We start from the raw sequence: 25,790 nt of genomic DNA, 5'->3' as shown, positions 1-25,790 counted from the left end.
ACAGGGGTACATAATGATATGTACCCCTGTTTTTTATCTGAAATATTATCCTATATCTTCAGCCAGCATTAAATTCTTATATATCCTGGTCCTTTTCAAATCAATTATACGCTGGTTAGTAGAGCCCCTGAATTTGAGAAGGGCGTTTTTCTTCTGGATATCAAATCTGCCGTCTACTAGCACATCTGTTTCGTTAAGCAGTTCACTCCAGGCATTCTTTTTATTTGAATGCTGTGTGAGAAACTCATAAGTATACCCTGTATAGGTCATTATACCTAACCCCATCGCTTTTGCTTTACGGGCGAGTACCGCAAAAGCTTCCGCCTGCTCAAAAGGCTCTCCTCCACTGAAGGTTAGTCCATCCAGAAGAGGATTTCTTCTGGCCTGTTCCAACAGTGAATCTACACTTACTACAGTTCCTCCGACAAAGGAGTGGGTATGAGGGTTGTGACATCCCAGACACTTGTGATTGCATCCCTGAGCAAATACCACCATTCGTATACCTGGACCATCAACTATAGATTCCTTTATGATACCTGCAACTCTTAATTCAGTGCTCATTTGAAATCATTCCTTTTATCATATGTATAGTCAAGCATATCGCGGATTTGAACCGAGTCCTTCTGTATTATATGTTCTTCCTGAATAAAATATCGGCATTTCATGCTAAAATTTAACTGGATTTTTATTTAAATAGAACAGGCAAGATGTTTTATCCTGTCTCTTTCTTCCGCCCTTTTTGCGTCATTGAAACGGTCAAGTGTGCCTACAAGGTAGCCAGTGATGCGTCTGATCCTTTCAAACTTGATTTCTCCTTCCTTTCTGCCGCATGCAGGGCAAGTATCTCCGATAATACCGGTGTATCCGCATACGGGGTCACGGTCTACAGGATGGTTAATGGATCCATATCCTATACCGGCCTCCTTCATGGCTCTTACAACCTTTTCAAAGGCCTGTATATTATTTGTAGGGTCGCCGTCCAGCTCGACATATGTTATGTGCCCGGCATTGGTCAATTCGTGATAGGGCGCTTCTATTTTGATCTTATCAAAGGCATTTATCTCATGGTAAACAGGTACGTGGAAGCTGTTGGTATAATATTCCCTGTCCGTAACTCCCTCTATCTCTCCGAAAATAGCCCTGTCCATCTTCACAAAACGTCCCGCAGTACCTTCAGCAGGAGTTGCAATTACTGTGAAATTCATATTATATTTTTGGCTGGCTTCATCCATACGTTTGCGCATATAGCCCACGATCTCGATACCAAGGTTCTGGGATTCTTCAGATTCACCATGGTGCTTTCCGGTCAAAGCCTTAAGGCATTCTGCAAGTCCGATAAAACCTGTAGTCAAAGTGCCATGCTTAAGAACCTCCCGTACTTCATCTTCCCAGTTCAGTTTTTCGGAATCGATCCAGATGCCCTGTCCCATCAAAAACGGATAGTTTTTAACCTTTTTACGTGCCTGTATTTCAAACCGCTCTAATAACTGATTTATAACAAGATCAATTTTTTTATCAAGTTCTTCAAAGAATATATTAATGTTCTTATTGCTTCTTAAAGCTATTTTTGGAAGATTTATCGTAGTAAAGCTCAGATTGCCTCTTCCATATATGATCTCTCTGTCTGGATCGTGGACGTTGCCCACTACTCTTGTTCTGCAGCCCATATATGCAATTTCGCTTTCGGGCTTTCCTGGTACATAGTATTTTAGATTATATGGGGCATCCAAAAATGCGAAGTTAGGGAACAGCCTCTTGGCACTTACCCTGCAAGCCAGTTTGAACAGGTCATAATTAGGCTCACCGGGGTTATAATTTACCCCTTCCTTTACTCTGAAAATGTGTATTGGGAAAATGGGAGTTTCACCATTTCCAAGGCCGGCTTCAGTAGCAAGAAGTATGTTTTTGATTACCAGTCTGCCTTCCGGTGACACATCCATTCCATAGTTTATCGAACTGAAAGGGATTTGGGCTCCAGCCCTACTGTGCATGGTATTCAGGTTGTGAACAAATGCCTCCATAGCCTGGTATGTATTTCTGTTAGTTTCTGCTTCTGCCTTTTCCCGGGTGAAGCTTTGAGCTTTTTGTACAACAGCTTCATCCTTTATATATTCAGTGAGATAATTACTCTCAAGCTTGATGAATTGATCTGAAATGCTTAATGCAGGAGTCAGTCCGTGTTTTTCTTCCAATTCCTTAAACATGTTTTTAACAAAAGATTCCACATCAGACTTATCAGTCAGCAATTCCAAAGCTTTAATCATATTCTGCTTGTACAGCTTGGCAAAGGTTTTAGCAACTCCGGGTGCCATTCCATAATCAAAATTAGGGATACTTTGTCCTCCATGCTGGTCGTTTTGATTTGACTGTATGGCAATACACGCCAATGCAGAATAACTGTGTATATCGTTTGGCTCCCTTAGATGACCGTGGCCTGTACTGAAGCCTCCCTTGAACAGGCTCAGTATGTCAATCTGACAGCAGGTAGTGGTAAGTGTAAGGAAGTCCATATCGTGTATATGTATATCGCCCTCTTTATGGGCTTTTGAATGCTCGGGTTTCAGTATATACATTTCATAAAACTGCTTAGCACCTTCAGACCCGTACTTCAACATGGTACCCATTGCCGTATCGCCATCAATATTTGCATTTTCACGTTTAGTATCATTATCCTTTGCTTCTTTGAATGTCAGATCTTCAAACACTTTCATCAGTCGGGTGTTCATTTCTCTGACACGGGTCCTTTCAGCCCTGTAGAGGATAAATTCCTTAGCAGTGCGTGCATGTCCGGTTTCAATAAGTACCTGTTCTACAGCATCTTGAATTTCCTCGACAGTTGGGGTTCTTTTATCCAGCTTGGTCTCAAGATATTCAATTGTCCTTTCGGCCAGCTTGAGTGCAGTATCGTAGTTTTTACCTCCTGTCGCTCCTGCTGCTTTAAAAATAGCATTAGCTATTTTCTCAATGTTGAAAGGTACTTCTCTTCCATCCCTTTTTCTGATTTTTGTGATCATTGTAAATTACCCCCTCGAATTGAAAGACTTTCTCTTTTGTTTAGATCAGGCTGTTGCGAAGATGCTGCTATTATTATATTGCATAATGATGGCCATGTTAGATATAGTTTCCACTATATCTTGTGCATAGAATATTATATTTCACAATATATAGAAAATCAAGAACTTAATTTAGTACATAAATTGCTTTAAAGCGAATTAGGTCACAGAATGTCGGAATATAGCCTTTGTATGAGCATTGTCATTTCTAAAAAATATTTACACTTTTTCTTCCAGGAAAAAACTATTTTATTTTCCTACTATATAAGGATAATAAGTCAATTTGAGGGTAAGAATTTATTTATAAAAAATGGGTAATTTCTGTAAAAAAAATTTATTGAATAGTTTTTAAATTTATAATATTGGTATATAATATTAATGCAAATGCAAATGATTTGCATTAAAGTTACCGATATATTTCTGGGGAGGATATAAATGAGACTCAAAAAGTTCAATTTATGTGTTTTGATAACTACTATTATTATACTTATGGCAGGATGCGGTCAGAAAATGGAGTCAGAGCCCGCAGCCGGCAGCAATAAGCTTACAATAGTGACGTCTTTTTATCCGGTGTATGTTCATACAATTAATGTTGTCAAGGATATTCCCGGAATAAAAGTTGTAAACCTGACAGAGCCACAAAAAGGATGTCTTCATGATTATTCCTTGACTACCGATAATATGAAAACCTTGAACGATGCACAGATATTTGTTATAAACGGTGCCGGGATTGAAGCTTTTATGGACAAGGTCACAAAACAGCTTCCAGACCTGAAGGTAATAGAGGCTTCGGAGGGTATAGAGCTTCTTGAAGAAAAACATAACCATGAAGATACCGAAAAAGCTGAAGAACATATTGAAGAAGTGAATCCTCACGTATGGGTAAGTATATCAAAGGCAATTCAGCAGGTTCAAAACATTGGAAGAAAGCTGGCTGAATATGATCCTGACAACGAATCGGGATATAAGGCCAATACTGAGGCATATGTAAAGAGGCTTGAAGAGCAAAAAGAAAAGATGCATAAAGCTCTTAAGGATTTGAAAAACAGAAGGATTGTGACTTTCCATGAAGCATTTACATATTTCGCCAAAGAATTCGTCCTTGATATAGCGGCAGTTATTGAAAGAGAACCGGGGTCTGATCCAAGCGCGCAGGAGCTTAAAGATACCATAGAAACTGTCAGGAAGAATAATATAAAGGCTTTGTTTGCTGAGCCACAGTATTCTTCCGGAGCCGCTGAGACTATTTCGCGGGAGACGGGGGCGAAAGTATTCACTCTCGACCCTGCAGTTACTGGGGAAGCAAACGGCGATACCGATGCTTATATAAAAATAATGGATAAAAACCTGGATGTATTACGAGAGGCACTGAAATGACAAACAATATATCTTCTAATAACAAAAACAGCAAATCCTGTGGGCTTTGTTGCACTAAGATTGAGGATTTCAGTGTAATAAGAGGAGGAACCAGGATACTGGATGATATAAACATTCACATTCACTGCGGGGAGCTTACAGCTTTAATAGGGCCTAACGGAGCAGGAAAGAGTACTTTGCTTAAAGCAGTGCTTGGAGAAATAAAGCATAAGGGCGAACTGAAATTTTTAGATGAAAAAGGTGTTCATACGGGGCATCCAGTAATAGGGTATGTTCCCCAGCAGCTCAGTTTTGACAGAAGCTCGCCCGTCAGTGTACTAGATTTGTTTGCTGCATGCAAATCAAAAATACCTGTATGGCTTTCTCGCAGTAAAAAACTCCGCAGTAGCGTTTCTGATGCTCTTGAAAGAGTGCAGGCAGAATATGCCATAGACAGGAAGCTGGGTGCGCTGTCAGGGGGTGAGCTGCAGAGAGTACTGCTGGCTCTGGCTCTCGATCCTGTGCCGGATATACTGCTGTTGGACGAACCTGTTTCCGGCATTGATTACTGCGGAATGGAAATGTTCTACAATACTGTTTCCGAGCTAAGGAAGAGCTATGATATGACGATCATACTGGTTTCACATGATTTGCCACTGGTTTCCAAGTTTGCTGACCATGTGATATTTCTAAACAGGACTATTATTTGCAGCGGCAGCCCGAAGGAAGTATTCAGCCATCCCCGTGCAGTTGAAACCTTTGGGTATTTTCATCCGGCAGATGCTGAAAAAAGAAAAGGTGGTAGTGAGGATTGATGGATATCTGGTATGCATTGGTAAACACGTTTCTACCCTTTGAGTGGACACAATATGAATTTATGAAAAATGCACTTCTGGCTGTTTTGATAATAACACCGGTTTTCGGCATTTTAAGCACAATGATAGTCAATAACAGGATGGCATTCTTTTCCGATTCTATAGGACATTCTACACTCACCGGGGTAGGTATAGGAGTCATACTTGGGGTAAAAAGCCCCCTGCTTTCCATGATAGTCTTTTCTGCTATATTTGCAGTGTTTATAGTAGTTTTCAAGAATGCAAATACTGCTTCGACTGATACTGTAATAGGAGTATTCTCTTCTATTGCCATTTCGCTCGGACTTGTGATAATACTGAAGAACTCTGCAAATTTGCAGAAGTATCTGATAGGGGATATTTTAAGTATCACAGCCTTTGACATTTTGCTTTTGTTTATTGTATTATGTGTTGTAATGTTTTTTTGGATTTTTATATTCAATAAGCTTATGATTGTGAGCATAAACCAGTCGCTTGCGAGCAGCAGAGGGCTGAATGTACAGCTGATGGAAATCGTCTTTACTGTTATCATTGCTGTTATTGTAACGATATCTATTCAATGGGTGGGCTTGTTGATTATAAATTCGCTTTTGGTTTTACCTGCGGCAGCGGCACGTAATATTTCCGGAAATGTCCGGCAGTACCATGTAATATCCTTGCTTATAGCCATTATATCAGGAGTTTCCGGCCTTATTCTTTCGTATTACTGGGGTACTGCTACAGGTGCTACCATAGTACTCATTTCAGCAGGATTTTATTTTGCAACCTTCTTTTTGAAGAGAAAAATCGCATAACAGGCGAGGTTGGAGGATAGTAAGGTGGAAGTGATAAAATTTTTACAGCAGTTTTCAAACCCAATACTGGATCGTATTTTTATCTTGTTTACTATGCTGGGGGAGGATACATTCTTTATTATAGTAATAACCTTTACCTTCTGGTGTGTAAATAAAAGATTTGCATATAAACTGGCTTTTGCGTTTATGATGAATGGAGCTATAAACAGCTCAATTAAGGAATTACTGGCAGTCCAGAGGCCGATAGGGCAGCCCGGAATTTTCTCATTATGGACCGAAACAGCTACAGGCTATTCATTCCCCAGCGGACATACAGAATCTGCTGCGTCCTTCTGGACCTCAGTAATGTTGGAGGTGAGGAAGAAAGGGGTTTATATTGCCGGGGCTATTGCAATAACTCTGGTTGCTCTCTCCAGAGTATATCTGGGAGTGCATTGGCCTCAGGATGTTGTTGCAGGAGCCGTATTTGGTATAGTAATAGTAATCATTTCAAACAGGATATTTGAGTTGCATGAAAAAAGCAAAAGGAAGCATATGGTGCTTTTATTAATGATACCGGTTTTGGCGGGTATGCTGTTTTTTAGTTCTGCTGATTACTATAAGGCTGCAGGTGTAGTATGCAGCTTCATTTTAGGCTATGTTGCTGATTTGTACTTTATACGGTATGAAACCAGGGCTACTTTTATACGGCAGATATTAAAGTTTGTTATCGGCATTTCTGTAATTGTGTGCATAAAATCCGGAGTCAAAGCCTTACTTCCCGATTGGCTCATATGCAACTTTCTCAGATATTTCTTAATGGGACTGTGGGTTACAGTTCTGGCCCCCATACTTTTTAAGTATATGTTGAGAACAAACCTGTCAGGGGGAAATAAATCAGTTGGTTCAATTGAATAAAAACAGGGGCACTATTCTTTAAAAGTTAAATTTATACCGGGTAGTGTCCCTGTTTCTTGTAGAACTAATTCAATCCCAATTCTTTTCTCTTTTTCTCTATATGATCCTTATATATTTGTATGGTTTTTTCTGCATCCATTTCAACGACTACTTTGCCTAAGCCCAGAGTTTCTGTAGTTTCGGTCAGGGTTTTTACTACAACATCACTCCCTGTGATTGAAGGAACAGGTGCTACATGTACCAGCCAACCCAATGCAACAGCTGTACATGCATCTGCTACTGCTTTCTGCTCCAGGTATTCGGGAGCGCCAATCACTAAGGGAAGCTTATTGGTATCCACTCCTAGGGCATCCGCCAGTTCCTTTGCTGTCTGAGTCATTTTTCCTATATCCACACATGCACCATATGTAAGGACCGGAGGTATACCGAGTTGTTTGCAAACAGCTTTCAGACCTTCACCGGCTTCATCTGCCGCCTTTGGATTGGTAAGGCCTGTATATTCCATAACACTGGAGGTGCAGCCGCCGGAAAGGACCAATATGTTATTTTCTATCAACCCTTTTGTTATCTTGAATATATTACTTCCACCCTGTCCGTACCGGGCTGTAGTGCAGCCTACAATAGTTGCGACTCCACGTATGTTTCCACCGGCTATCTGATCGAGCAGCGGCTTGAAACTTCCGCCAAGTGCTTTTTTTACCGATTCAGTACTGAAGCCTGTCATGCACTCGGATACGTGAGGAGGAATATATGATTTTCTGTTTTCCGATCTACGCAGTTTGAAGGAATCAATAGCCTTCTCCAGTGCTTTGGCTGCCTGTTCACTCATCTTTTCCGGAATAAAATCCAGCGCTTCAGTGCCCTGGAGTTTTATTACAGGGTGTGTACTCAAGAGTTTTGTTCCAAAGCGCTTTGCAAAAAGAGGCATAGTAGGAACTGTGCAATTATAGTCAAACATAAACAAGTCTACAACGCCTGTAGCAAGCAGGTATTCCTGGGATAACCATTCACCTTCCTGTCCTCCATAACCCTTTTGGTTATGTGTGCCTTCATAGTTGATAAGCTGCTGGCCTTCACAGACATGACCCAGCACTTGTATGCCGTCAGCGCCGGCAGCTTTTGCTTTATTCTGCCATTCTTCGCTTGAAGCCAGATCAATCGCTACATGAGCAAGCAGAGGCATATGTCCGTTTGTAACAATATTAATCATGTTTTCTTTTAAGAGTCCCATATTTTGCTTTTTCATTGAGATTTCCTGCGTGCCCATAAGTATTTCCTGTAATATATCCAGCAGGAATAAACCCTGATATTCATTTGCGACGCCTAACCTTACGCTTCTTAACAGGAATTCGACAGGGTCTGATGTGAAATTTGTCATGCACTGGGTTTGTGCAAAAGCAACCTCGCTATATCCTCCTCCGGGAAATAAATCCAGTTTTCTCCATAGCTCCTTGCGCATTGCAGGAGCAAAGGCTTCCACTGCAGAAGAAGGGGTGTGAAAAGGTTTGTGTATATCCTCTATAACCCAGTCTGCAAAGTCTATTGCCAGCTGATTAACCGGTTTGCTGCTATCCAATCCGGCCATTTCAGCATATTTCTTAAGTTTTTCGGAATCTCTTATCTTAAGTCCGCTCTCAGGCTTTTCGCCAGCCGCCCTTAATGTTCTTGCAGCTTGGTGGCAGTGAAATATATTGGCAGATGTGCCTATTGTAACATGCCTGTAAACAAAGTTCCTTGACACCATTGTGTGTGCATCTACTCCACAAGTGCCTCGCGGGGTTTTGGAACTTATGCGGCATGGGCCGTTGGCACATAACTGGCATGAAAGGCCTTCTATGCAGAATTTGCATTGAATTGGTTGTTGCTGGCTGAAACGGTCAAATACGTTAGTCATTCCTGAATCATGCACTGCCTGGTACATTTCTCTCATGGCAGGGTCAATGATTACATTCAGAGGATATCCTTCTTTTGACTGATCTGCCTTTTTAATGTGTTCACGCTGCCATTTATGGATTTCTTCCATCGGTGGCGACTTTTTTATTTTTTCATAATCTACTTTTACCTTTTGGTGAATATCTTCATGAAAAGCAGGATCGTTAGTATCGGAAGGAGTTAAGGTTGATGCAAGTGTTTTTTCACTGCCTTCCATTCTTTCAGCACTGTTCTCATATGATTTTTTTATTTCGTTATCGGACATGTGTTCATCTCCTTTTAGTATAGTCATGTTTAGTTTTTCTAGAAATAAACTTTTCATGTATTAGAGGAAAAAACCCATATAACAAGAAGAAGGATGCACAACAGTGCATCCTTCTTCTTGTTATATGGGTTTTTTTAGTTGTGATTCAGATATTTATCCATTTCCTTAGATGTATGAATGAGTTCTTCTACAAGAGACTTGGCTGTATTTGCTTTTTCAATGTTTATAGTAGTCATGGAACTTGCTTCTTCGGCGTTTGCTGTTGCCTGCTGGCTTGCAGAGGATATTTCACCTATGCTTTCCACTATCTGGTTGTTAGTGGAAACTATCTGAGTTATCTTGGTGTTGACGAGGTTTACATTCTCATTGACCTGAAGCATCTTCTGGATGATATCATCAAATATATTCTTTGTCTGTACAATCAGTTCATTTTGTTCACTATTAATGTTTTTCAAGCTGACAACAGCTTCCACTGCATTATCTGCCTTAAGATGAAGCTCACTGATTATGCTTGCTATGTTACCGGCTGAATCTCTGCTCTGCGCAGCAAGTTTTCTGATTTCCTCCGCAACCACGGCAAAGCCTTTTCCTGCTTCACCTGCCCTGGCACTTTCGATAGAAGCATTCAGTGCAAGCAAATTTGTCTGATCTGATATGCCTCTGATTATGTTGGTGATATTTTGGATTTCATTTGATTTTTCACGGAGTTCTATCATAGCCTTGTATGCATGTCCGCTGTTTTCATTTACAACTGTGGTTTTATCGCTTAACTGGTTGACTATACTGATTCCTTCATCAAGTGCTTCAGCCGAATGGTTCGACAAACCTCCCATTTTATTGGCAAGACTGGATGCATCTACAATTACTGAGTGGATATTTCCAGCCATTTCAGATTGTTTCTGTATATTCTGGGCAGTTTCATAAGCACCTTTGGCAATCTCTGATACTGCGTTTGTTACTGATTCTGTTGTTGCAGATAACTCATCAACGATTCCATACACCTTTTTTGAGTTGGTATCCAGAATTGATGCTATTTTCAATACATCAGCCAGTATGGCTTGTTCCTTTTTCTTTTCTGTTTCGATGCTCTTTAGTTTTTCGGCATTGAACCTGTTGGAAAGCCTTGTTGAAATTATCAAAGCTATACTGAATAAAAGTACTGATACGAATTGTACAGTATAATCTGTAATCATTGAAGGATCATTAAGTTTCTTGATAAATATATCCCTGAGTATTTTTACGGTGTTGATTGCAAATACAGCACTACAGCAGTATACCATCAGTTTCAGGTCAAAATAAAGGAAATACATTAATATTATAGGAAAGAGGTATACATAAACGATAAGTCTGTCAGACGTAAACATTGCAAAAATATACATGATAAAATAGCCGCCAAGAGTAAAGAACTTCATATAGATGCTTCCTTTGTTTCTGAAGTAAATTACTGAGGCAGAGATAATGGGGATACTTACAATCAATAGAAATACCAATACATAAGAGAATTCCTTGAGACCCTTAAAGTACTCTCCTACATAGCCGAATATAAGCAGTGAGCTTAGGAGACAGTTGATAATAAGAACAACTCTGTTGGTGCTTTGAATCTGTGTAGAATTATTCATGCGATCCCTCCAAAATAAGATTAACTATATTACCATGAAGTGATTATTGTAGAATTATATATCTATTCTATATCCTATGCTGATATTCTTCAACAAAAAACTACATAAAATTACTTTTTCAGGATTTTTATTACCGGGGAGCAGATATATTACCCGGAAAAATATTTTTGCTATATTAAGCGGATTATTCAGAGTGTGATTAAGGTATGCAAATCAAACTATAGTTCCCTGTTTGATAACGATGGGTTTTAATGGTATAATTATATAGTATATTACGTAAATATACCATTGGATGAAAGTAATAATTAAGCCGGATTTCTACTTGTAAAATCAGGAGGTCTGTAATGGAAAATATAAGGGTATTATTTGCAGCATCGGAGGTAGCACCATTTGCCAAAACCGGTGGGCTGGCAGATGTAGCAGGTTCTCTTCCTAAAGCACTGAAGAAGTTTGGACATGATGTAAGAGTTGTTATGCCGAAGTATGGCTGTATAGCACAGGAGTATATACAGAACATGGAGTATGTAGGTTACACATATGTGAATGTTGGCTGGAGACACCAGTACTGTGGTATTTTTAAACTTGTGAATAATGGTGTGACAGTATACTTTTTAGACAATGAATACTACTTTAAGAGAGAAGGATTGTACGGGTATGGCGATGAAGCTGAGCAGTTTACCTTCTATTGTAAAGCTGTAATAGAGATTCTTCCTGTTATAGGTTTCAAACCTGATATTATACATTGCAATGACTGGCAGACAGGAATCATCAGTTTGTTATTAAAAGCCCATTACAGCCATCTGAATTTTTACCGTAGTATCAAGACAATATTTACAATACACAACCTCAAATATCAGGGTATTTTCCCTAAACAAGTACTTACGGAGCTGATGGGAGTGGGGTGGGAATATTTTTCTCCTGAGGGTATAGAGTTTTATGATTGTGTTAACTTCCTGAAGGCGGGACTTGCTTATTCAGACGTCATAACAACAGTCAGCAGAACCTATGCTCAAGAGATAAAATACGACTTTTTTGGAGAAAGCCTCAATACGCTACTAAATAAACGTTCGGACAGCTTGTTCGGTATTATAAACGGTATTGATTTTGAGGAAAATGATCCTGCTGTAGATAGACGGCTATATGCAAACTTTGATATACATAATGTAGAGGGGAAATATATAAACAAGAAAATGCTGCAGAAAGACCTTGGACTTCCCCAGAAAAAAGATATACCTGTCATAGGGATAATATCAAGGTTAGTGGATCAGAAGGGATTTGACTTAATATCATGCGTGTTCGGGGAAATCCTTGATATTGATTTGCAGCTTGTTATTCTTGGAACAGGGGAATATAAATACGAAAGCATGTTTAGGCATGCAGCCGCTATCCACCCTCATAAGGTTTCTGCAAATATCAAGTACGATGCTGTTCTGGCTCAAAGAATATATGCAGGGTCCGACATGTTCCTTATGCCTTCCTTGTTTGAACCTTGCGGATTAAGCCAGCTCTTCAGCCTTAGATATGGAACGGTGCCTATAGTAAGAGAGACCGGAGGGCTGAATGATACTATAAAGTCTTTTGATGAACAGACTCAGGAAGGCAATGGATTCAGTTTTTCAAACTATAATGCTCATGACATGCTCTATACGATCAGGCGTGCAGTCGGTTTTTACAAACAAAAGGAAATATGGAGAAAACTAGTCTTAAAGTGCATGGAACAGGATTTTAGCTGGGATACTTCTGCAAAGGAGTATGAAAACGTATATGACAAATTGCTGAGATAATGTGAATTGGAAAAGCGGCTTCTCTAAAGCGGGAAAGCCGCTTTCATGTGCAAATAAGTATCTTTTTACATTTCCTTATAGAACCTGAGGTTTTCTATTAATTCAGTATCCAGTGACAATCCGCTCTTAGTTAATTTATTGTAATGATTTTCTAATTCACGGGCATACTTGCTGCGGGTATTTTTGAATTGGACTGCAATATCACCTAAAAGAGGCTGCTTTTCAAGCGTAGCTCTTATCTCTCTGGGGAAAGGGCAGTGTTTATACAGTATCCCGCGTACTACCTTGTTCAGGCGCATTATTCCCTTGGATTCATAGTTGATCCAGGTTTCATAATCTGCTGTAAAGATATCTCTGGTCATATTATGGTATTTTTGTATTTGTGATTTTATTTTTTCTTTTGCTTCTTCAGACAAATCCCTGTTCTTTTTGTAGAATTGTATATAATCCATATATTCAGAGGTAAGTGATTTCTGAGTTATGTCATTCCATGATACTCCCATCATGGTTCTGCACAGCTCCCACCTGAAGTTGCCGATAAGCTTTATTATAAGGTCATCAGGATTTTCATCAGTGAATAGAGGAAGTATGAAGCGTCCGGGAGTACTTCTGTTTCTTCCTGTCAGCTCCTGCCACATGAATGCCCGGGAGCCGAATATAGGAACAAGTATAAAGTCCGGTATTACAGCTTTCATAATCAGTTCCTTCTCTATCCCCGAATCAGGATTCCTGTAGGATACTTCTCTGTGGAAAACTGAAAAATCAACATCCAGTATCTTCCTGACACTTTCACTTATCTTTTCTGAAGTAATCAGAGCTTTTGAAAGATCTCTTGTTATCATTTCATCATGGAGTATGGGGACATAAATGCTTATCTGGCCGTAACACAACCTGTGATTGGTTTTAAACATGTTTGCTATTTCAAATTCTAACCTTCCATAGCTGTCGTTTTCATAATCTATCTTTTCCTTTTCACTAATGTCTCTACGTCTTTTCAACTCTCTGAAAACATCGAAATAATCCTGTCCAAACTCGTTGATCGATGGGTCCTTCTCCATATTGAATATTTTTATAAGCCAGTCCCTCATGGTATGAACAGGGCAGAAACCCCCAGAAGACGGATTATCAACCAGCTTGTAAAGATTAATTATGTGCTCGGTACTTAGCAGCTTTTCATCCATAAATGCAAAACTGAGAAACATGTGGTAAAGCCTGCTGGTATTTTTTTCAGCAATTACTCTTTTTAATACACCTTCATAAACTTCAAAGAAAACGGAAGTAATTGCTTTCCTTACTTCTCTGGCTTCATTGTCAGATGACAGCCTGTCTTTCATTTTACGGAATAATTCCAGATTCGTCATAAAGTATTCCATACGGTCATAAGGAATTCTTGAATACTCAAGGATTTTTTGTGCGCTGTTTTCCAGCTCTACCGGAATGCTGCCGGTGCCGTCGTGCACCTCTACGACATTTTTGAAACATGCAGGAGTGACTTGAAACTGGGATTTTTCCAAAGCTTTCAATTCGTTTTGTAACCCGTTTATGTGGTTGATATCTATTTTCAATCTATGGTTGTAATCACTTTCAAATAAGCCCCAGATTTCTTTAACTTTATTCAATATATAGTCAATTACTCTGGTAATCACGGGAATATCCGAGTTAATTTTTTTCATTTCAAGGGCTGCACGTAAATACTCATTTAAAATACAGTCATTATCCTCTGAATAAAGCTTTTTTATACAGCTTTCAAGAGTATTGAATGCTTCTTTTAGATCAGACTGGATTTCTGACAGAAGGGTAGAAGCTTCCTCACAGTGATAAGCCGTAATAAATGGATTGAAACTTAAAAAACTTTTCTTAAGCTCGGCAGGTAGAGTAGAAAAATGCCTGTAATATTCCAGCTTAGGCATACTGATATCTGGTATACTTGTATAATCAATATCAAATAATTCTGAATGATCCTGCTCAAAGAAATCCGGATCATATTCCCTGGGTAGTTCAACACCCTTTTCATTCAGCTTCTCTATGATATTCCAGCCTTCCCTGAAGAACTTCCCTGAAGGTGTACAGGGAAACCCGAAAAATTCTTTTATAGACCAGTAAAATGTAATCAGATTATCTGTGAGTACGCTTAATGATCTTATCAGGCCGTTAACCTTGCTTAATGATGAAAAAGCATTACTGATTAGTAAAGTAGTAGAATTTACTATATAGGCTGCATAATCTTTTTGGGTATTCAATAGTGTTTCCAGCTGTTCACGATTTTGTGCGGCATAAGAAAATACATTGCTATCCTCGGAAGCGACATAACTGAAGGAGTATTTGCCAGATATGAATAAATCATTTGGCCCTAAAAACGTATTTCCACTGAGACTGAATAGCTTATAGCTGTTTTTAAGAATATTTTCCTGCTTAATATCCGATACTTTTTCAAAAGGAGAAAGGTAAACATCAACCTTGCCTTGAAGCAAGATGTTTAGAGATTGAGCTTCCTGTCCCTCGACAAGTATAGTTTGATTTTTTTTTGCAGAGTAATTTCCATTCAGGACTATGCTCATATTAACCACCTGCTGTTTTTATTTAATTATATCGAATTTTTGCAAATTATGTAAGTGTGAGCACATAAAAAACGTATAAAAAGAGCATTTTTTGTCCTAAAGCTTGATTGACAGTATAAACTATTCTGACGTATAATATCGAAAGGTATATTTTAACATACAATATTTCTTTTCTTAAGCAGTATGTAGAATGAATTGTTTGTTGCTTAGAGTGTGCTGTATTCAGTTTACACAAATTCCCACAAAAAGTAATAAAATTGAATGAGGAGTGAAAAACGATGTACAAATTTACAAAGAAAATGAGTATGGTGCTTGCATTAATACTTCTCCTGAGTTTTAGCGGAATCTCTGTTTTTGCTGAATCAGAACAGGTTGAAGGTGATCTTTCAACAGAGGCTGATGCGACTAAATCTTATGGACCTATCAACTCTATACGTGTATGGGAAAACGACAACATAGGTATGTCATACAATGATACAAGCTCTCCGATTAATGTAGATCTTGCAAAAAAAGTAGGTAACTGGATTTATTACAATAAATCATCTTTTAATTACGGTATTTCGAGAGTTCAGAAATCCGCACCCGGTAAATCCGTTGCATACTCCGATCCTACAAGGAGCATGTATACATCAGGGCAATGGGTATATTATCAAAACGGTAGTGATAAAGACAAGCTTTATAGAGTAAAGAATGACGGAACAGGCAAAAAGAAAGTAAGCGACGATGTAATCTATAATTACGAGATTTCAGGCGACTGGATCATATATTCCAATACAAGCAAGAATAATACCCTTTACAGAATGAAAGGTGATGGTACTGCAAAGGCTGCTGTACTAAGCACAAAAAATATTGACAGCTTCAGGGTATTTGGCAGCTATATATTGTACTCTAACCCAAGCGATGGTAAATTATTCACTGTAAAAATCGATGGCAAGGGTAATAAAAAACTTACAGACAGTTATATTTCTCTGTACAGTCTCACATACGCAGACGGATATGTTTTCTACAGAGATTTCAGCAATGGTGGGAAAGTAGTCAAACTGAAAGTGGACGGATCACAGAAGGCTTCTGTTGTAGTTAGCGAAACCATTAATAATTTAGGTGTATCCAAGGGGTGGGTCTACTACACAAACAGAGCAAAGAATTATTCTCTTTTCAGAGTAAAATATGACGGCATAGGAAATAAAAAAGCACTCAGTACGGGAGTAGGCTACTTTGAAGTGCAGGGTGACTACATATACTACTCGGATGTAAAAGGTACATCAATTTCTAGGATGAAAACTGACGGCAGTTCAAAGATCAAGGTGTGTGATTTTAGTAGTTATGGGTTCATAGTCGCAAAAGATAACGTGTATTTCTATAACTATAAAGACAACTCATGGATAAAGGTAAAGGCAGATGGTAAGCAAAAGAAAGAAAAGATAACTTATGAGCAATTCTTAGTCGATTCGGATACTACAAACAACAAATTCGTCTGGATATACTCTAGAGAAACTGAAAGTGCTCTGTACAAAATAGATGCCTCAACAGGCGAGAAGAAGGAAATAGTTGGAGATTCTCACTATATGTATACTCTCTATGGAGACTATGCATTCTATACAGACATGGGAGCAAATATCTTCAGGACTAAGCTTGACGGCACAGGTACGACCAGGCTGTATGAAGGAAGTATTGATTACTTCAGAATTGACGGCGGATGGGTCTATTTTTCCAATTATGACTATTCTACATACGAACAGAACGTTTACAGAATAAAAGCAGATGGTAATAATGCAAAACCCGAAAAGATAAATACCAAATATACAAATATCGATAACATATATAACGGGTGGTTGTATTACACTGACAGAAGCAGTGGAGCTCTTTCAAGGATGAACCTTGATACAAAAGCAGAAGAAAAGATCAGTGATAATGTAGTTACATGGAAGCTGGCAAAAGGATATCTATTCTACAGCAAGGAAGAAAATAATGCGCTGGTAAGCATGCCTTTGGACGGAAGTGAAACAAAAACTGTTACCCAACTTGAAACAGATTCGGTATTGATCGGTGATGGATGGATTTTCTATAACAATATTGCCGATGATTCCTTCCTCTACAAGGTAAAATTTGACGGAAGTGAAAAAACAAAAGTTGCTTCAAAGTCTATATACCTGAATTATAATGTAAAGCTTGCGGGTGACTGGATAATATACACGGATAGTTTTACCGGCAAACTTATGAGGATAAAGCTGGACGGATCCCAGGACGTTGCAATAACTACAGACAATATTAACGACTGGAAAGTCGTAGATGATACTGTTTATTATACGATTAATAATGCAAAGGGGCTGTACAGCATTAAGCTGGATGGTACTGCAAAGACTACTGTAACAAGTCAGTTAGAAAACTATCCATATTATAATGTTGCCGGGGAATGGATTTTCTATATTTCATATGGGACATATAATGCAGATACGTATAGGATCAAAGCAGGTCAGAAGGCAGCAGAAAAACTTTAATTCCATATAGGATACTATACAAGACACTGGTCGGCTTTGTCAGTTGTGGATTCACAACTGACAAAGCCGGTTTTTTTTAGTTTTCAAATTGATGAATTAACATTATAATTGTATTTGGATAAAAAAGATTGATATAAAATGGTTCTGATTTTAATCTGTATTTTAGTGAGGAAGATTCCATGATTTTTGAAACTGTCATTTTACTGATACTTATTCTTTTTCCATACAACCTTTTTGGACAGGATGCGGGAGCTGTTGTTTTGTGTATCATTGGAGCTGCCTATCTGATGAGAAAAAGAAAAGACATTGTCCTTCCGGAAAGGAAAACCATTATACTGTTCTCTGCTTTTGTACTGTTTTCCATACCTTCTTTACTCATTACAAAAAGCTTTCCCAAATCACTTGAAGGATTCAATATCTACATTTCAATGTTTTTATACTATATAGTTTTTCTAAACTTCAGGATGGAAAAAAATAAAGCTATTAGGCTGATTTATAATACCGTTTTATTTACTGCAGCTGTATCCATTGTTTTTCAGGGATTATTGAAAGATGTGAGGATAGGGGCTCATTTCTCCTATGTAAATACATATGCTCTATTACTTCTGTTTGCATTGTATGCAGGAGATTCTGAGTATATGGGTGATACACCTTTCTGGAAACAGCTGATTATTACATCAGGGATTATTTTTACCGGTTCCAGGACAACCTTCCTGCTGCTCGCACTGTATGCAGTTTTCAGAACCGTGAGTGAAATCAGGAACAAAAAGGTACCAGGCCTTATGCTTTTGATTTTTACAGCCCTAACAGTGTATGCGTTTAAATATATATCACCTGTGATGCCTGTTATTATAGTATTACTCATTGCAATATGTGAAGGCGTCGTACTCAGGAAAGTGAAGAGTATGGGAAAAACAGGCAGAAAAATATTAACTTATTCTGTTTATCTAATTATTCCTTTATGCATTCTGCTTTTTATGCTCATCCCTACTAATTTTAAAGCAAGATTATATAATGTTTCGCTACAAAGCGGAGTTTTGCAGGAAAGACTGCTGATATTCTCAGATATACTCAAAAGTATAGCAAAAAATCCATTGGGTTATGGCATAAACTCCTTTGAATATTCTCAATATGCACAACAAACTGCTTTTTATGATGTGAGATATATTCATAATTCCATACTGCAAATTGCATATGATACCGGGGTATTAAGTGCTGTTAGCTTCATTGCATTGCTGGTTGTATTCTTTATTACAATTTCCAGAGAACGGAATGGATACAGGGGCAGGAGGCTGTTAATTTTCTCAATAGTAATATTCCACAGCTTTCTGGATTTTGACTTTTCCTTTGCTTCCATTATAGTATTGTTTGCAATGCAAGCAGCGTTCTGCACAAAAAATACTCTTGTACCCAAGAACAGACTGAAAAGTACTGTGTCAGTATTATCGGCTGTGATAATACTCATGGGCTCATATACATTCTTAAGCCTTTTTTCGCTATATATTGGGGATAAGTATGCAGCCGAGGGCAGTTTTGATAAAGCAAATAATATATATTCATTTAATCGGACTATTACATATAAAAATCCTGATGTTTACTGTATGATGGCACAGAATTATTATAATAAAGGGATAGATGGCGACAATACAATATCTGAGGAGCTTCTTGCCACCTGTACAGAGTATCTGAAAACAGCGGAAAAAATAAATGGGGATGATCCAAGGATCGCTGCCAACCTGGCTTTTGTAAATAGTGTATTAAACAAAAATGATGAAGCTATCAGATACTATAAAAAGGCTATAAGTATTCAAAAATATAATGCCCAGCTTTATGATTCATATTATGAACACCTTATTCAGCTATTTCGCTCCTCGGGAGATGAATCGTATCTCAGGGAGGTTGCCGAACTAAAGAATATATACAGAACCACCCTCAGAAATCTGAACCCTAAGGCAAAATACCTCAAGGATCAGCTTATTGAGAAGGAATGGGTGAAATAACTGCGTGTATGCCTTTTTTCTCCATAACATACCTATAGAATACCAAAATATTTTTTTATATAATATAGTGTTGGAAGATTAATAATAACTGTTGTCTACCGCTTTTTCAGGAGGGTGTGCATAATGATCAGGTCAATGGATCAATTTGTGGAGGTTTCAAAGAAGTTCGGCAGGAAGAAAATATCTGTTGCTGCGGCACATGATGAAAGTGTTCTTCATTCTGTAAATGAAGCTTATAAGCTTGGACTTATAGATGCGGTTCTTGTTGGTGATAAGGAGAAGATTCTTGAGATATCCGACAGAATAGGATTAGATGTTCTGAAGTTTGAAATAATTAAGGAGAATGATATTCATAAGGCGGCAAGGATAGCTGTTGATATTGCCAGCAGCGGGGAAGCAAATGCCCTTATGAAGGGGAATATAATGACAGGAGACTTCCTTAAGGTGGTGCTTGACAAGGCTTCAGGTCTGCGCACCAGCAGAGTACTAAGCCACGTAAGTGTTTTTGAACTGCAAAGCTACCATAAACTGCTTTTTCTTACGGATGCTGCCTTGAATATCCAGCCTGATCTGGGAAGAAAGGCAGACATAATACAGAATTCGGTTGAAGTAGCGTGCGCCCTGGGTATAGATGTTCCCAAGGTAGCGATTCTTGCAGCTGTAGAGGTAGTAAACCCTGATATGCAGTGCACTCTTGATGCTGCTGCGCTTTCTAAAATGGTAGACAGGGGACAAATAAAAAACTGTATCGTTGATGGACCATTGGCAATGGATAATGCAATTAATATGGAGGCTGCCGTGCACAAGGGCATAAAAAGCCCTGTAGCCGGAGATGCGGATATACTGGTCGTGCCGGACATAGAAGCGGGAAATATATTACACAAGTCGCTGGTTTTCCTTGGCAGGGCAAAATCCTGTGCAGTGATTACAGGAGCTAGAGTGCCTTTAGTGGTGACTTCAAGAGCTGAGGATTATATAGCTAAGCTCTATTCTATTGCTCTGGCTTCCATAGTAAGCGCGGGCAATTCAAAATAACTGTCAATGAGGGTTAATATATGATTGAAACTTATAAAATCCTTGCAATTAATCCCGGCTCCACTTCAACAAAAGTTGCTTATTTTGAAAATATCAAGTGTATATCTTCAATAACTATCAGGCATGAATCTGAAGAGTTGGTTCAATACAAGTCTGTCGTTGACCAGTACGAGTATAGAAAGGATTCTGTTACCAGATACCTTGAAGAGAACGGCATAGCTATTGGGAGCCTGCATGCAATCGTAGGAAGAGGCGGTTTGCTAAAACCTCTAAGAGGAGGGACTTATTATACAAACGACAATATGCTTGAGGATTTGAGAAGCCTAAGATATGGTGAGCACGCAAGTAATCTTGGAGGGCTTATTGCGCATGAACTTGCTTCACCTGCAGGCATACCTTCATTTATAGTAAATCCGGTAGTAGTGGACGAGATGGAGGACATAGCAAGATATTCGGGATTGTCATGCATACCCCGGAAAAGCGTTTTTCACGCTTTGAACCAGAAAGCTGTAGCTGCAAGGGCAGCAAAGGATTTAGGCAAGGAATACAACAATACAAACCTTGTAGTAGCGCACTTGGGTGGAGGGATTTCCGTTGCTGCTCATTACAGGGGGAGTGTAATTGATGTAAATAACGGACTGGAGGAAGGACCTTTTTCGCCTGAGCGCTCAGGAGGCCTTCCGGTACTTCAACTGATAGATATATGTTATTCAGGCAAATACTCAGTACAAGAGGTAAAAAAAATGGCAGTAGGGAAGGGTGGTCTGATGAGCTACCTTGGAACAGCCGACTGCAAAACTATAGAGGATAGAGCCAATGCAGGCGACAAAGAGGCAGATATGCTGCTACAGGCAATGGCATATCAGATAGCCAAGGAAATAGGAGGCTGCAGTACGGTAATGCGCGGGAGTGTGGATGCCGTAGTGCTTACCGGAGGACTTGCCTACAGTACGAAAATTGTAAGTCATGTAGAGGAAAGAGTAAGGTTTATTGCACCTGTTTTGGTATATCCGGGAGAAGACGAAATGTTGGCTATGGCTGAGGGGGTCTGCAATGTGCTTTCAGGAAAAGAAAAAGCACTGAAATATTAATTACTGATAAAACATTGAATTTTGCAAGTAAATAAAAAGGAACTCCCCTTTTAGGAAAGTTCCTTACACAAATCTAATTACTTCGCTTTTATATATCCTTCGGCTTTGAGGAGTTCAGCTATGAGAACTGCTCCACCTGCTGCACCTCTTACTGTATTGTGGGAAAGACATACGAATTTGTAATCATATGCAATATCCTCTCTAAGCCTGCCTACTGTGATACCCATGCCGTTTTCGATATCTCTGTCAAGTTTTGTCTGGGGTCTGTTGTCCTCTGTAAAGTATTTGAGGAATTGTTTGGGTGCACTTGGAAGGTTAAGTGTTTGTGGCTTTCCTTTATAGCTGTCCCACAGAGCAATTATCTCATCTTTTGATGGTTTCTTATCGAAGGAAACAAACACTGCAGCCATGTGACCATCTGTTACAGGAACCCGGATGCACTGAGTTGTAATTACAGGTGAGCTGGCCTTTACTATCTCATTACCTTCGATTGTACCCCATATTCTCAATGGTTCCTGTTCACTTTTTTCTTCTTCTCCGCCAATGTAAGGGATAACATTATCTATCATTTCAGGCCAATCCGAAAAGTTTTTTCCGGCACCGGATATTGCCTGATAAGTACATGCTGTTACTTTGCTGATTCCAAAAGCTTTCAGTGCATGAAGCGCAGGAACATAGCTCTGTATTGAACAATTAGGCTTAACTGCTATAAATCCGTTTTTAGTGCCCAGGCGCTTTTGTTGAACTTTTATGATATCCAAATGGGAATCGTTGATTTCCGGGATAACCATAGGTACATCAGGAGTCCAGCGGTGAGCTGAATTGTTTGAAACTACCGGAATTTCTGCTTTTGCATATGCTTCCTCAAGTGCTTTGATTTCCTCTTTCTTCATATCAACTGCGGAAAACACAAAGTCTACTTCTTTTGCTACTTCTTCAACGTTTGAAGCATTTTTCACAACTATATTTTTTACACTGTCAGGAATCGGAGCGCTGAGTTTCCATCTTCCCTCAACTGCTTCTGCGTAAGTTTTACCTGATGATTTTTCACTTGCTGCTATACATACTACTTCAAACCATGGATGATTATCAAGAAGGGTTATGAACCTCTGGCCTACCATCCCTGTTCCGCCTACGATACCTACTCTTAATTTGTTACTCATATGACTCACCCCTATAAATATTTGTCTAATATATAGACATTGGATTGTATACTTTTTTATTAATTTGTACGCGTGTGGAGTACAAATGTATTTATATGGTGTAATTTTAGCAAAAACTTCTACAAAAAACAATACATATAGTGAATTTTTTTTAGTGTAATTTATTTTTTCTTCTATTTTACTATATTGTATTGTTTATTTCTGCTCTTTGTAACCTTGCAAAAAAAATAGATTACTCTGCTATTAACTAATAATAAAAGAAAAATATATATTTGTGAATGTATAAATATTGGAGAATACCCATATACGGTGCTATAAGCAGAAAACAGATGTAATAAGGTCAGGCAGGTAAAAAATCTATCATAATTACAGAAATTTTGACTAAATATGATAACACTTAACTTATATAATGAAATCATATTGTGCAATTTCTATCTAACTAGAATTAAGGAGGAATTATATGGACAACTTTTCATTTCAATGTCCTACCAAAATAATTTTTGGGCATGGAACAGAAAATCAGGTTGGAGCCCAAACAAGAGCTTTTGCTGATAAGATACTCCTTCATTATGGGGGAGGCAGTATAAAAAAATCCGGACTATATGATACAGTAGTAAAATCACTAAATGCTGCAGGAGTTGAATTTATTGAACTTGCCGGTGTTATGCCGAACCCCAGACTAAGTCTTGTGCAGGAGGGTATAAGCATATGCCGTGAAAACAGCATAGGCTTTATTCTTGCTGTAGGTGGAGGGAGTGCAATAGACTCGGCTAAAGCAATAGCGGCAGGAGTTCCGTATAAAGGTAATGTTTGGGATTTCTATACAGGTAGAGCAGAGGTTGCGGAAGCATTACCCGTGGGTGTCGTCCTCACTATACCTGCAGCCGGAAGTGAAGCCAGTCCCAGCTCGGTTATTACTAACGAAGAAGGATGGTACAAGAAGGCACTGACTACTGAAATGATTCGCCCTGTATTTTCCATTTTGAATCCTGAATTGACCTTTACACTTCCGCCTTATCAAACAGCTTGCGGAGCAGCAGACATAATGGCTCATATTATGGAAAGATACTTTACCAATACAAAAAATAATGACCTTACGGACAGGCTGTGTGAGGCCACTATGAAAACCATAATACGCAATATCCCGGCTGTACTCCGGGAGCCTGAAAATTATCCGGCTAGGGCTGAAGTAATGTGGGCCGGAACCATAGCGCACAACGACATACTGGGGACAGGCAGGGAAGGCGATTGGGCATCTCATGGAATAGAGCATGAAATCAGTGGTATATACGATGTTGCCCACGGAGCAGGGCTGTCTGTTGTACTCCCTGCATGGATGAAATATGTATACAAGCATGATATGGACAGGTTTGTACAGTTTGCAAACAGGGTATGGAATGTGGATATAGATTTTGATGAACCTGAAAGAGTAGCTTTAGAGGGTATAAGAAAACTTGAAGAATTTTTTGAATGTATCGGTCTTCCTGTTACACTAAAGGGATTGGGTATCAATGACAACAGGTATGAGGAAATGGCATCCAAGTGTACGGGTGATGACAGCTGGATGGTAGGAAATTTTGTCAAACTGTCTAAAAAAGATGTTTTCAATATACTTAAAATTGCTGAATAGCCCAGGACACTTTCATGTGTATTAATAACAGGGTAAGCGGTATGTGCATTTACATACTGTTTACCCTGTTTATTTCCTGATTATCGAGCTTTGTACCAATGCATCCGGATCTGATATGTAATTTTTGCTTCTAAAATAATCAGTTATTTTAGTTTAGAGATTTTGCTTTGTGGTATATATATTTTGTCCGGTCGGGTAGTTTATTAGAAAATTATTTAAATATCGATTTCAGGAGGTTTATTGATGAAGAAATTTGTTTGTAAGATTTGCGGGTATGTTCATGAAGGAAATGAAGCACCTGATTATTGTCCACAGTGCAAAGCCCCAAAGGAAAAGTTTGCGGAAAAGTCAGAGACTGTAATGCAGTGGGCTGATGAACATAGGATAGGTGTTGCTGTTGATGTAGACCCTGAAGTGGTAGCAGGGCTTAGAGCTAACTTTATGGGTGAATGTACGGAAGTCGGCATGTATCTTGCTATGAGCCGGCAGGCTGATAGAGAAGGCTATCCCGAGATTGCCGAAGCATATAAGCGGATAGCTTTTGAGGAGGCCGAACATGCTGCAAAATTTGCAGAACTGCTCGGAGAAGTGGTGAATGCAGATACTAAAAAGAATCTTCAGTTAAGGGTAGAAGCGGAGTTTGGGGCATGTCAGGGGAAAAAAGATCTTGCTGTCAAGGCAAAACAGTTGAATTATGATGCAATACACGATACAGTACATGAAATGTGCAAGGATGAAGCAAGGCATGGTATGGCGTTCAGAGGACTGCTGGAACGCTATTTCAGCAAATAGCCGGTATAAGCAAAAATCAATATAATAGAAATCTCAAGAAAAGAGTAATGTATGTCACTTTTACATTACTCTTTTTCTTGTTCTCCCAAATGGGAGAAATAAAAAGACGGCTGTTATATTTACAAATGGCAGAATCAGTGCCCATTTCCAGGATGGGTACTAAGGATGGGCATTACATGAGGCCAGACTATATCTCAGATTGAAGAACTATAATGTGTTTTTTTCTGATATGTTAGATTAGCCGCATTTTCTTATTTCTGGAATTATCCTGGATGGTATCACTCAAAGGATAGAACGGAAGATACATTCAGGACGGTATAAAAAACAGTCTTCAGATAACAAGTAGGAGCCTCATATGGTTTTCAGACCATGGGTATAGGCATGAATGTGCAGTTATACTTTGACACTTGATTTTGTCCTTCTTGCCATCAGAAAGGTGCTTTATATCACTATATGAAGGTCATATTGA

Annotated in this window: 17 protein-coding genes; 11 read left to right on the top strand and 6 right to left on the bottom strand. The window is 38.9% G+C overall.

The features are described 5' to 3' along the window. Nucleotides 1-45: 45 nt before the first annotated feature. Entirely contained in the window at nt 46-561 is a 516-nt protein-coding gene (gene nrdG / locus N3I35_01575; GenBank protein MCX8128772.1) for an anaerobic ribonucleoside-triphosphate reductase activating protein, read from the bottom strand. Between the two features lie 128 nt (nt 562-689). Further along, a complete protein-coding gene (locus N3I35_01570; protein MCX8128771.1) occupies nt 690-3,014 on the bottom strand; it encodes an anaerobic ribonucleoside triphosphate reductase in 2,325 nt (774 codons plus the stop codon). A gap of 474 nt (nt 3,015-3,488) precedes the next feature. Here N3I35_01570 and N3I35_01565 point away from each other — a divergent pair, with 474 nt between their 5' ends. The 4 genes from N3I35_01565 to N3I35_01550 are packed head-to-tail and all read left to right on the top strand — an operon-like array spanning nt 3,489 to nt 6,954. After that, a complete protein-coding gene (locus N3I35_01565; GenBank protein MCX8128770.1) occupies nt 3,489-4,430 on the top strand; it encodes a metal ABC transporter substrate-binding protein in 942 nt (313 codons plus the stop codon). Then, a complete protein-coding gene (locus N3I35_01560; protein ID MCX8128769.1) occupies nt 4,427-5,224 on the top strand; it encodes a metal ABC transporter ATP-binding protein in 798 nt (265 codons plus the stop codon). The genes N3I35_01565 and N3I35_01560 overlap by 4 nt, the downstream gene beginning before the upstream one ends. Beyond that, nucleotides 5,224-6,057 (top strand): metal ABC transporter permease, encoded by an 834-nt coding sequence (locus N3I35_01555; GenBank protein MCX8128768.1) that lies wholly within the window; start codon nt 5,224-5,226, stop codon nt 6,055-6,057. Before N3I35_01560 ends, N3I35_01555 begins: the two co-directional genes overlap by 1 nt. Before the next feature lie 24 nt (nt 6,058-6,081). Beyond that, nucleotides 6,082-6,954: a phosphatase PAP2 family protein gene (locus tag N3I35_01550; GenBank protein MCX8128767.1), complete on the top strand. Its 873-nt coding sequence runs from the start codon at nt 6,082-6,084 to the stop codon at nt 6,952-6,954. A 64-nt stretch (nt 6,955-7,018) separates the two neighbouring features. Here the strand turns inward: N3I35_01550 and cooS are convergent, their stop codons facing one another. Continuing rightward, nucleotides 7,019-9,151 carry an anaerobic carbon-monoxide dehydrogenase catalytic subunit gene (gene cooS / locus N3I35_01545; GenBank protein ID MCX8128766.1) on the bottom strand — a complete coding sequence of 711 codons (2,133 nt, stop codon included), beginning with the start codon at nt 9,149-9,151 and terminating at the stop codon, nt 7,019-7,021. 134 nt (nt 9,152-9,285) lie between these two features. Further along, nucleotides 9,286-10,770 carry a methyl-accepting chemotaxis protein gene (locus tag N3I35_01540; GenBank protein ID MCX8128765.1) on the bottom strand — a complete coding sequence of 495 codons (1,485 nt, stop codon included), beginning with the start codon at nt 10,768-10,770 and terminating at the stop codon, nt 9,286-9,288. Between the two features lie 353 nt (nt 10,771-11,123). Between N3I35_01540 and glgA the strand changes: the two genes are divergently transcribed. Then, a complete protein-coding gene (gene glgA / locus N3I35_01535) occupies nt 11,124-12,554 on the top strand; it encodes a glycogen synthase GlgA (protein MCX8128764.1) in 1,431 nt (476 codons plus the stop codon). Between the two features lie 65 nt (nt 12,555-12,619). Here glgA and N3I35_01530 read toward each other — a convergent pair whose 3' ends face one another. Then, nucleotides 12,620-15,112, bottom strand: a complete 2,493-nt coding sequence (locus N3I35_01530; protein MCX8128763.1) for a cyclic nucleotide-binding domain-containing protein — start codon at nt 15,110-15,112, stop codon at nt 12,620-12,622. A gap of 278 nt (nt 15,113-15,390) precedes the next feature. On the opposite strand from N3I35_01530, the gene N3I35_01525 reads away from it, so the two are divergent. From N3I35_01525 to buk, 4 genes are all read left to right on the top strand, one after another. Beyond that, nucleotides 15,391-17,610 (top strand): DUF5050 domain-containing protein, encoded by a 2,220-nt coding sequence (locus N3I35_01525; protein ID MCX8128762.1) that lies wholly within the window; start codon nt 15,391-15,393, stop codon nt 17,608-17,610. 179 nt (nt 17,611-17,789) lie between these two features. Next, complete coding sequence (locus N3I35_01520) at nt 17,790-19,610, top strand: O-antigen ligase family protein (GenBank protein ID MCX8128761.1); 1,821 nt, start codon at nt 17,790-17,792, stop codon at nt 19,608-19,610. A 123-nt stretch (nt 19,611-19,733) separates the two neighbouring features. Next, on the top strand, nt 19,734-20,645 hold the full coding sequence (locus tag N3I35_01515; GenBank protein MCX8128760.1) for a phosphate butyryltransferase: 912 nt from the start codon (nt 19,734-19,736) through the stop codon (nt 20,643-20,645). Between the two features lie 20 nt (nt 20,646-20,665). Next, a complete protein-coding gene (buk, locus tag N3I35_01510) occupies nt 20,666-21,736 on the top strand; it encodes a butyrate kinase (GenBank protein MCX8128759.1) in 1,071 nt (356 codons plus the stop codon). Between the two features lie 77 nt (nt 21,737-21,813). Here the strand turns inward: buk and asd are convergent, their stop codons facing one another. Beyond that, a complete protein-coding gene (gene asd / locus N3I35_01505) occupies nt 21,814-22,899 on the bottom strand; it encodes an aspartate-semialdehyde dehydrogenase (protein MCX8128758.1) in 1,086 nt (361 codons plus the stop codon). 460 nt (nt 22,900-23,359) lie between these two features. Here asd and N3I35_01500 point away from each other — a divergent pair, with 460 nt between their 5' ends. Together N3I35_01500 and N3I35_01495 are read left to right on the top strand one after the other, a co-directional pair. After that, nucleotides 23,360-24,529: an iron-containing alcohol dehydrogenase gene (locus tag N3I35_01500; protein ID MCX8128757.1), complete on the top strand. Its 1,170-nt coding sequence runs from the start codon at nt 23,360-23,362 to the stop codon at nt 24,527-24,529. A 243-nt stretch (nt 24,530-24,772) separates the two neighbouring features. Next, nucleotides 24,773-25,321 (top strand): NADH peroxidase, encoded by a 549-nt coding sequence (locus tag N3I35_01495; protein ID MCX8128756.1) that lies wholly within the window; start codon nt 24,773-24,775, stop codon nt 25,319-25,321. Nucleotides 25,322-25,790: the final 469 nt, after the last annotated feature.

This window comes from Clostridia bacterium, from assembly GCA_026414765.1.
Lineage (GTDB): Bacteria > Bacillota > Clostridia > Acetivibrionales > DSM-27016 > SKW86.
This window is presented reverse-complemented; position numbering and strand designations above follow the sequence as displayed.

Bases quoted from the DNA above. Each gene is read 5' to 3' on its own strand.
- nrdG (MCX8128772.1), bottom strand. From the start codon at position 561: ATGAGCACTGAATTAAGAGTTGCAGGTATCATAAAGGAATCTATAGTT.
- N3I35_01570 (MCX8128771.1), bottom strand. From the start codon at position 3,014: ATGATCACAAAAATCAGAAAAAGGGATGGAAGAGAAGTACCTTTCAAC.
- N3I35_01565 (MCX8128770.1), top strand. From the start codon at position 3,489: ATGAGACTCAAAAAGTTCAATTTATGTGTTTTGATAACTACTATTATT.
- N3I35_01560 (MCX8128769.1), top strand. From the start codon at position 4,427: ATGACAAACAATATATCTTCTAATAACAAAAACAGCAAATCCTGTGGG.
- N3I35_01555 (MCX8128768.1), top strand. From the start codon at position 5,224: ATGGATATCTGGTATGCATTGGTAAACACGTTTCTACCCTTTGAGTGG.
- cooS (MCX8128766.1), bottom strand. From the start codon at position 9,151: ATGTCCGATAACGAAATAAAAAAATCATATGAGAACAGTGCTGAAAGA.
- N3I35_01540 (MCX8128765.1), bottom strand. From the start codon at position 10,770: ATGAATAATTCTACACAGATTCAAAGCACCAACAGAGTTGTTCTTATT.
- N3I35_01530 (MCX8128763.1), bottom strand. From the start codon at position 15,112: ATGAGCATAGTCCTGAATGGAAATTACTCTGCAAAAAAAAATCAAACT.
- N3I35_01525 (MCX8128762.1), top strand. From the start codon at position 15,391: ATGTACAAATTTACAAAGAAAATGAGTATGGTGCTTGCATTAATACTT.
- N3I35_01520 (MCX8128761.1), top strand. From the start codon at position 17,790: ATGATTTTTGAAACTGTCATTTTACTGATACTTATTCTTTTTCCATAC.
- N3I35_01515 (MCX8128760.1), top strand. From the start codon at position 19,734: ATGATCAGGTCAATGGATCAATTTGTGGAGGTTTCAAAGAAGTTCGGC.
- buk (MCX8128759.1), top strand. From the start codon at position 20,666: ATGATTGAAACTTATAAAATCCTTGCAATTAATCCCGGCTCCACTTCA.
- asd (MCX8128758.1), bottom strand. From the start codon at position 22,899: ATGAGTAACAAATTAAGAGTAGGTATCGTAGGCGGAACAGGGATGGTA.
- N3I35_01500 (MCX8128757.1), top strand. From the start codon at position 23,360: ATGGACAACTTTTCATTTCAATGTCCTACCAAAATAATTTTTGGGCAT.
- N3I35_01495 (MCX8128756.1), top strand. From the start codon at position 24,773: ATGAAGAAATTTGTTTGTAAGATTTGCGGGTATGTTCATGAAGGAAAT.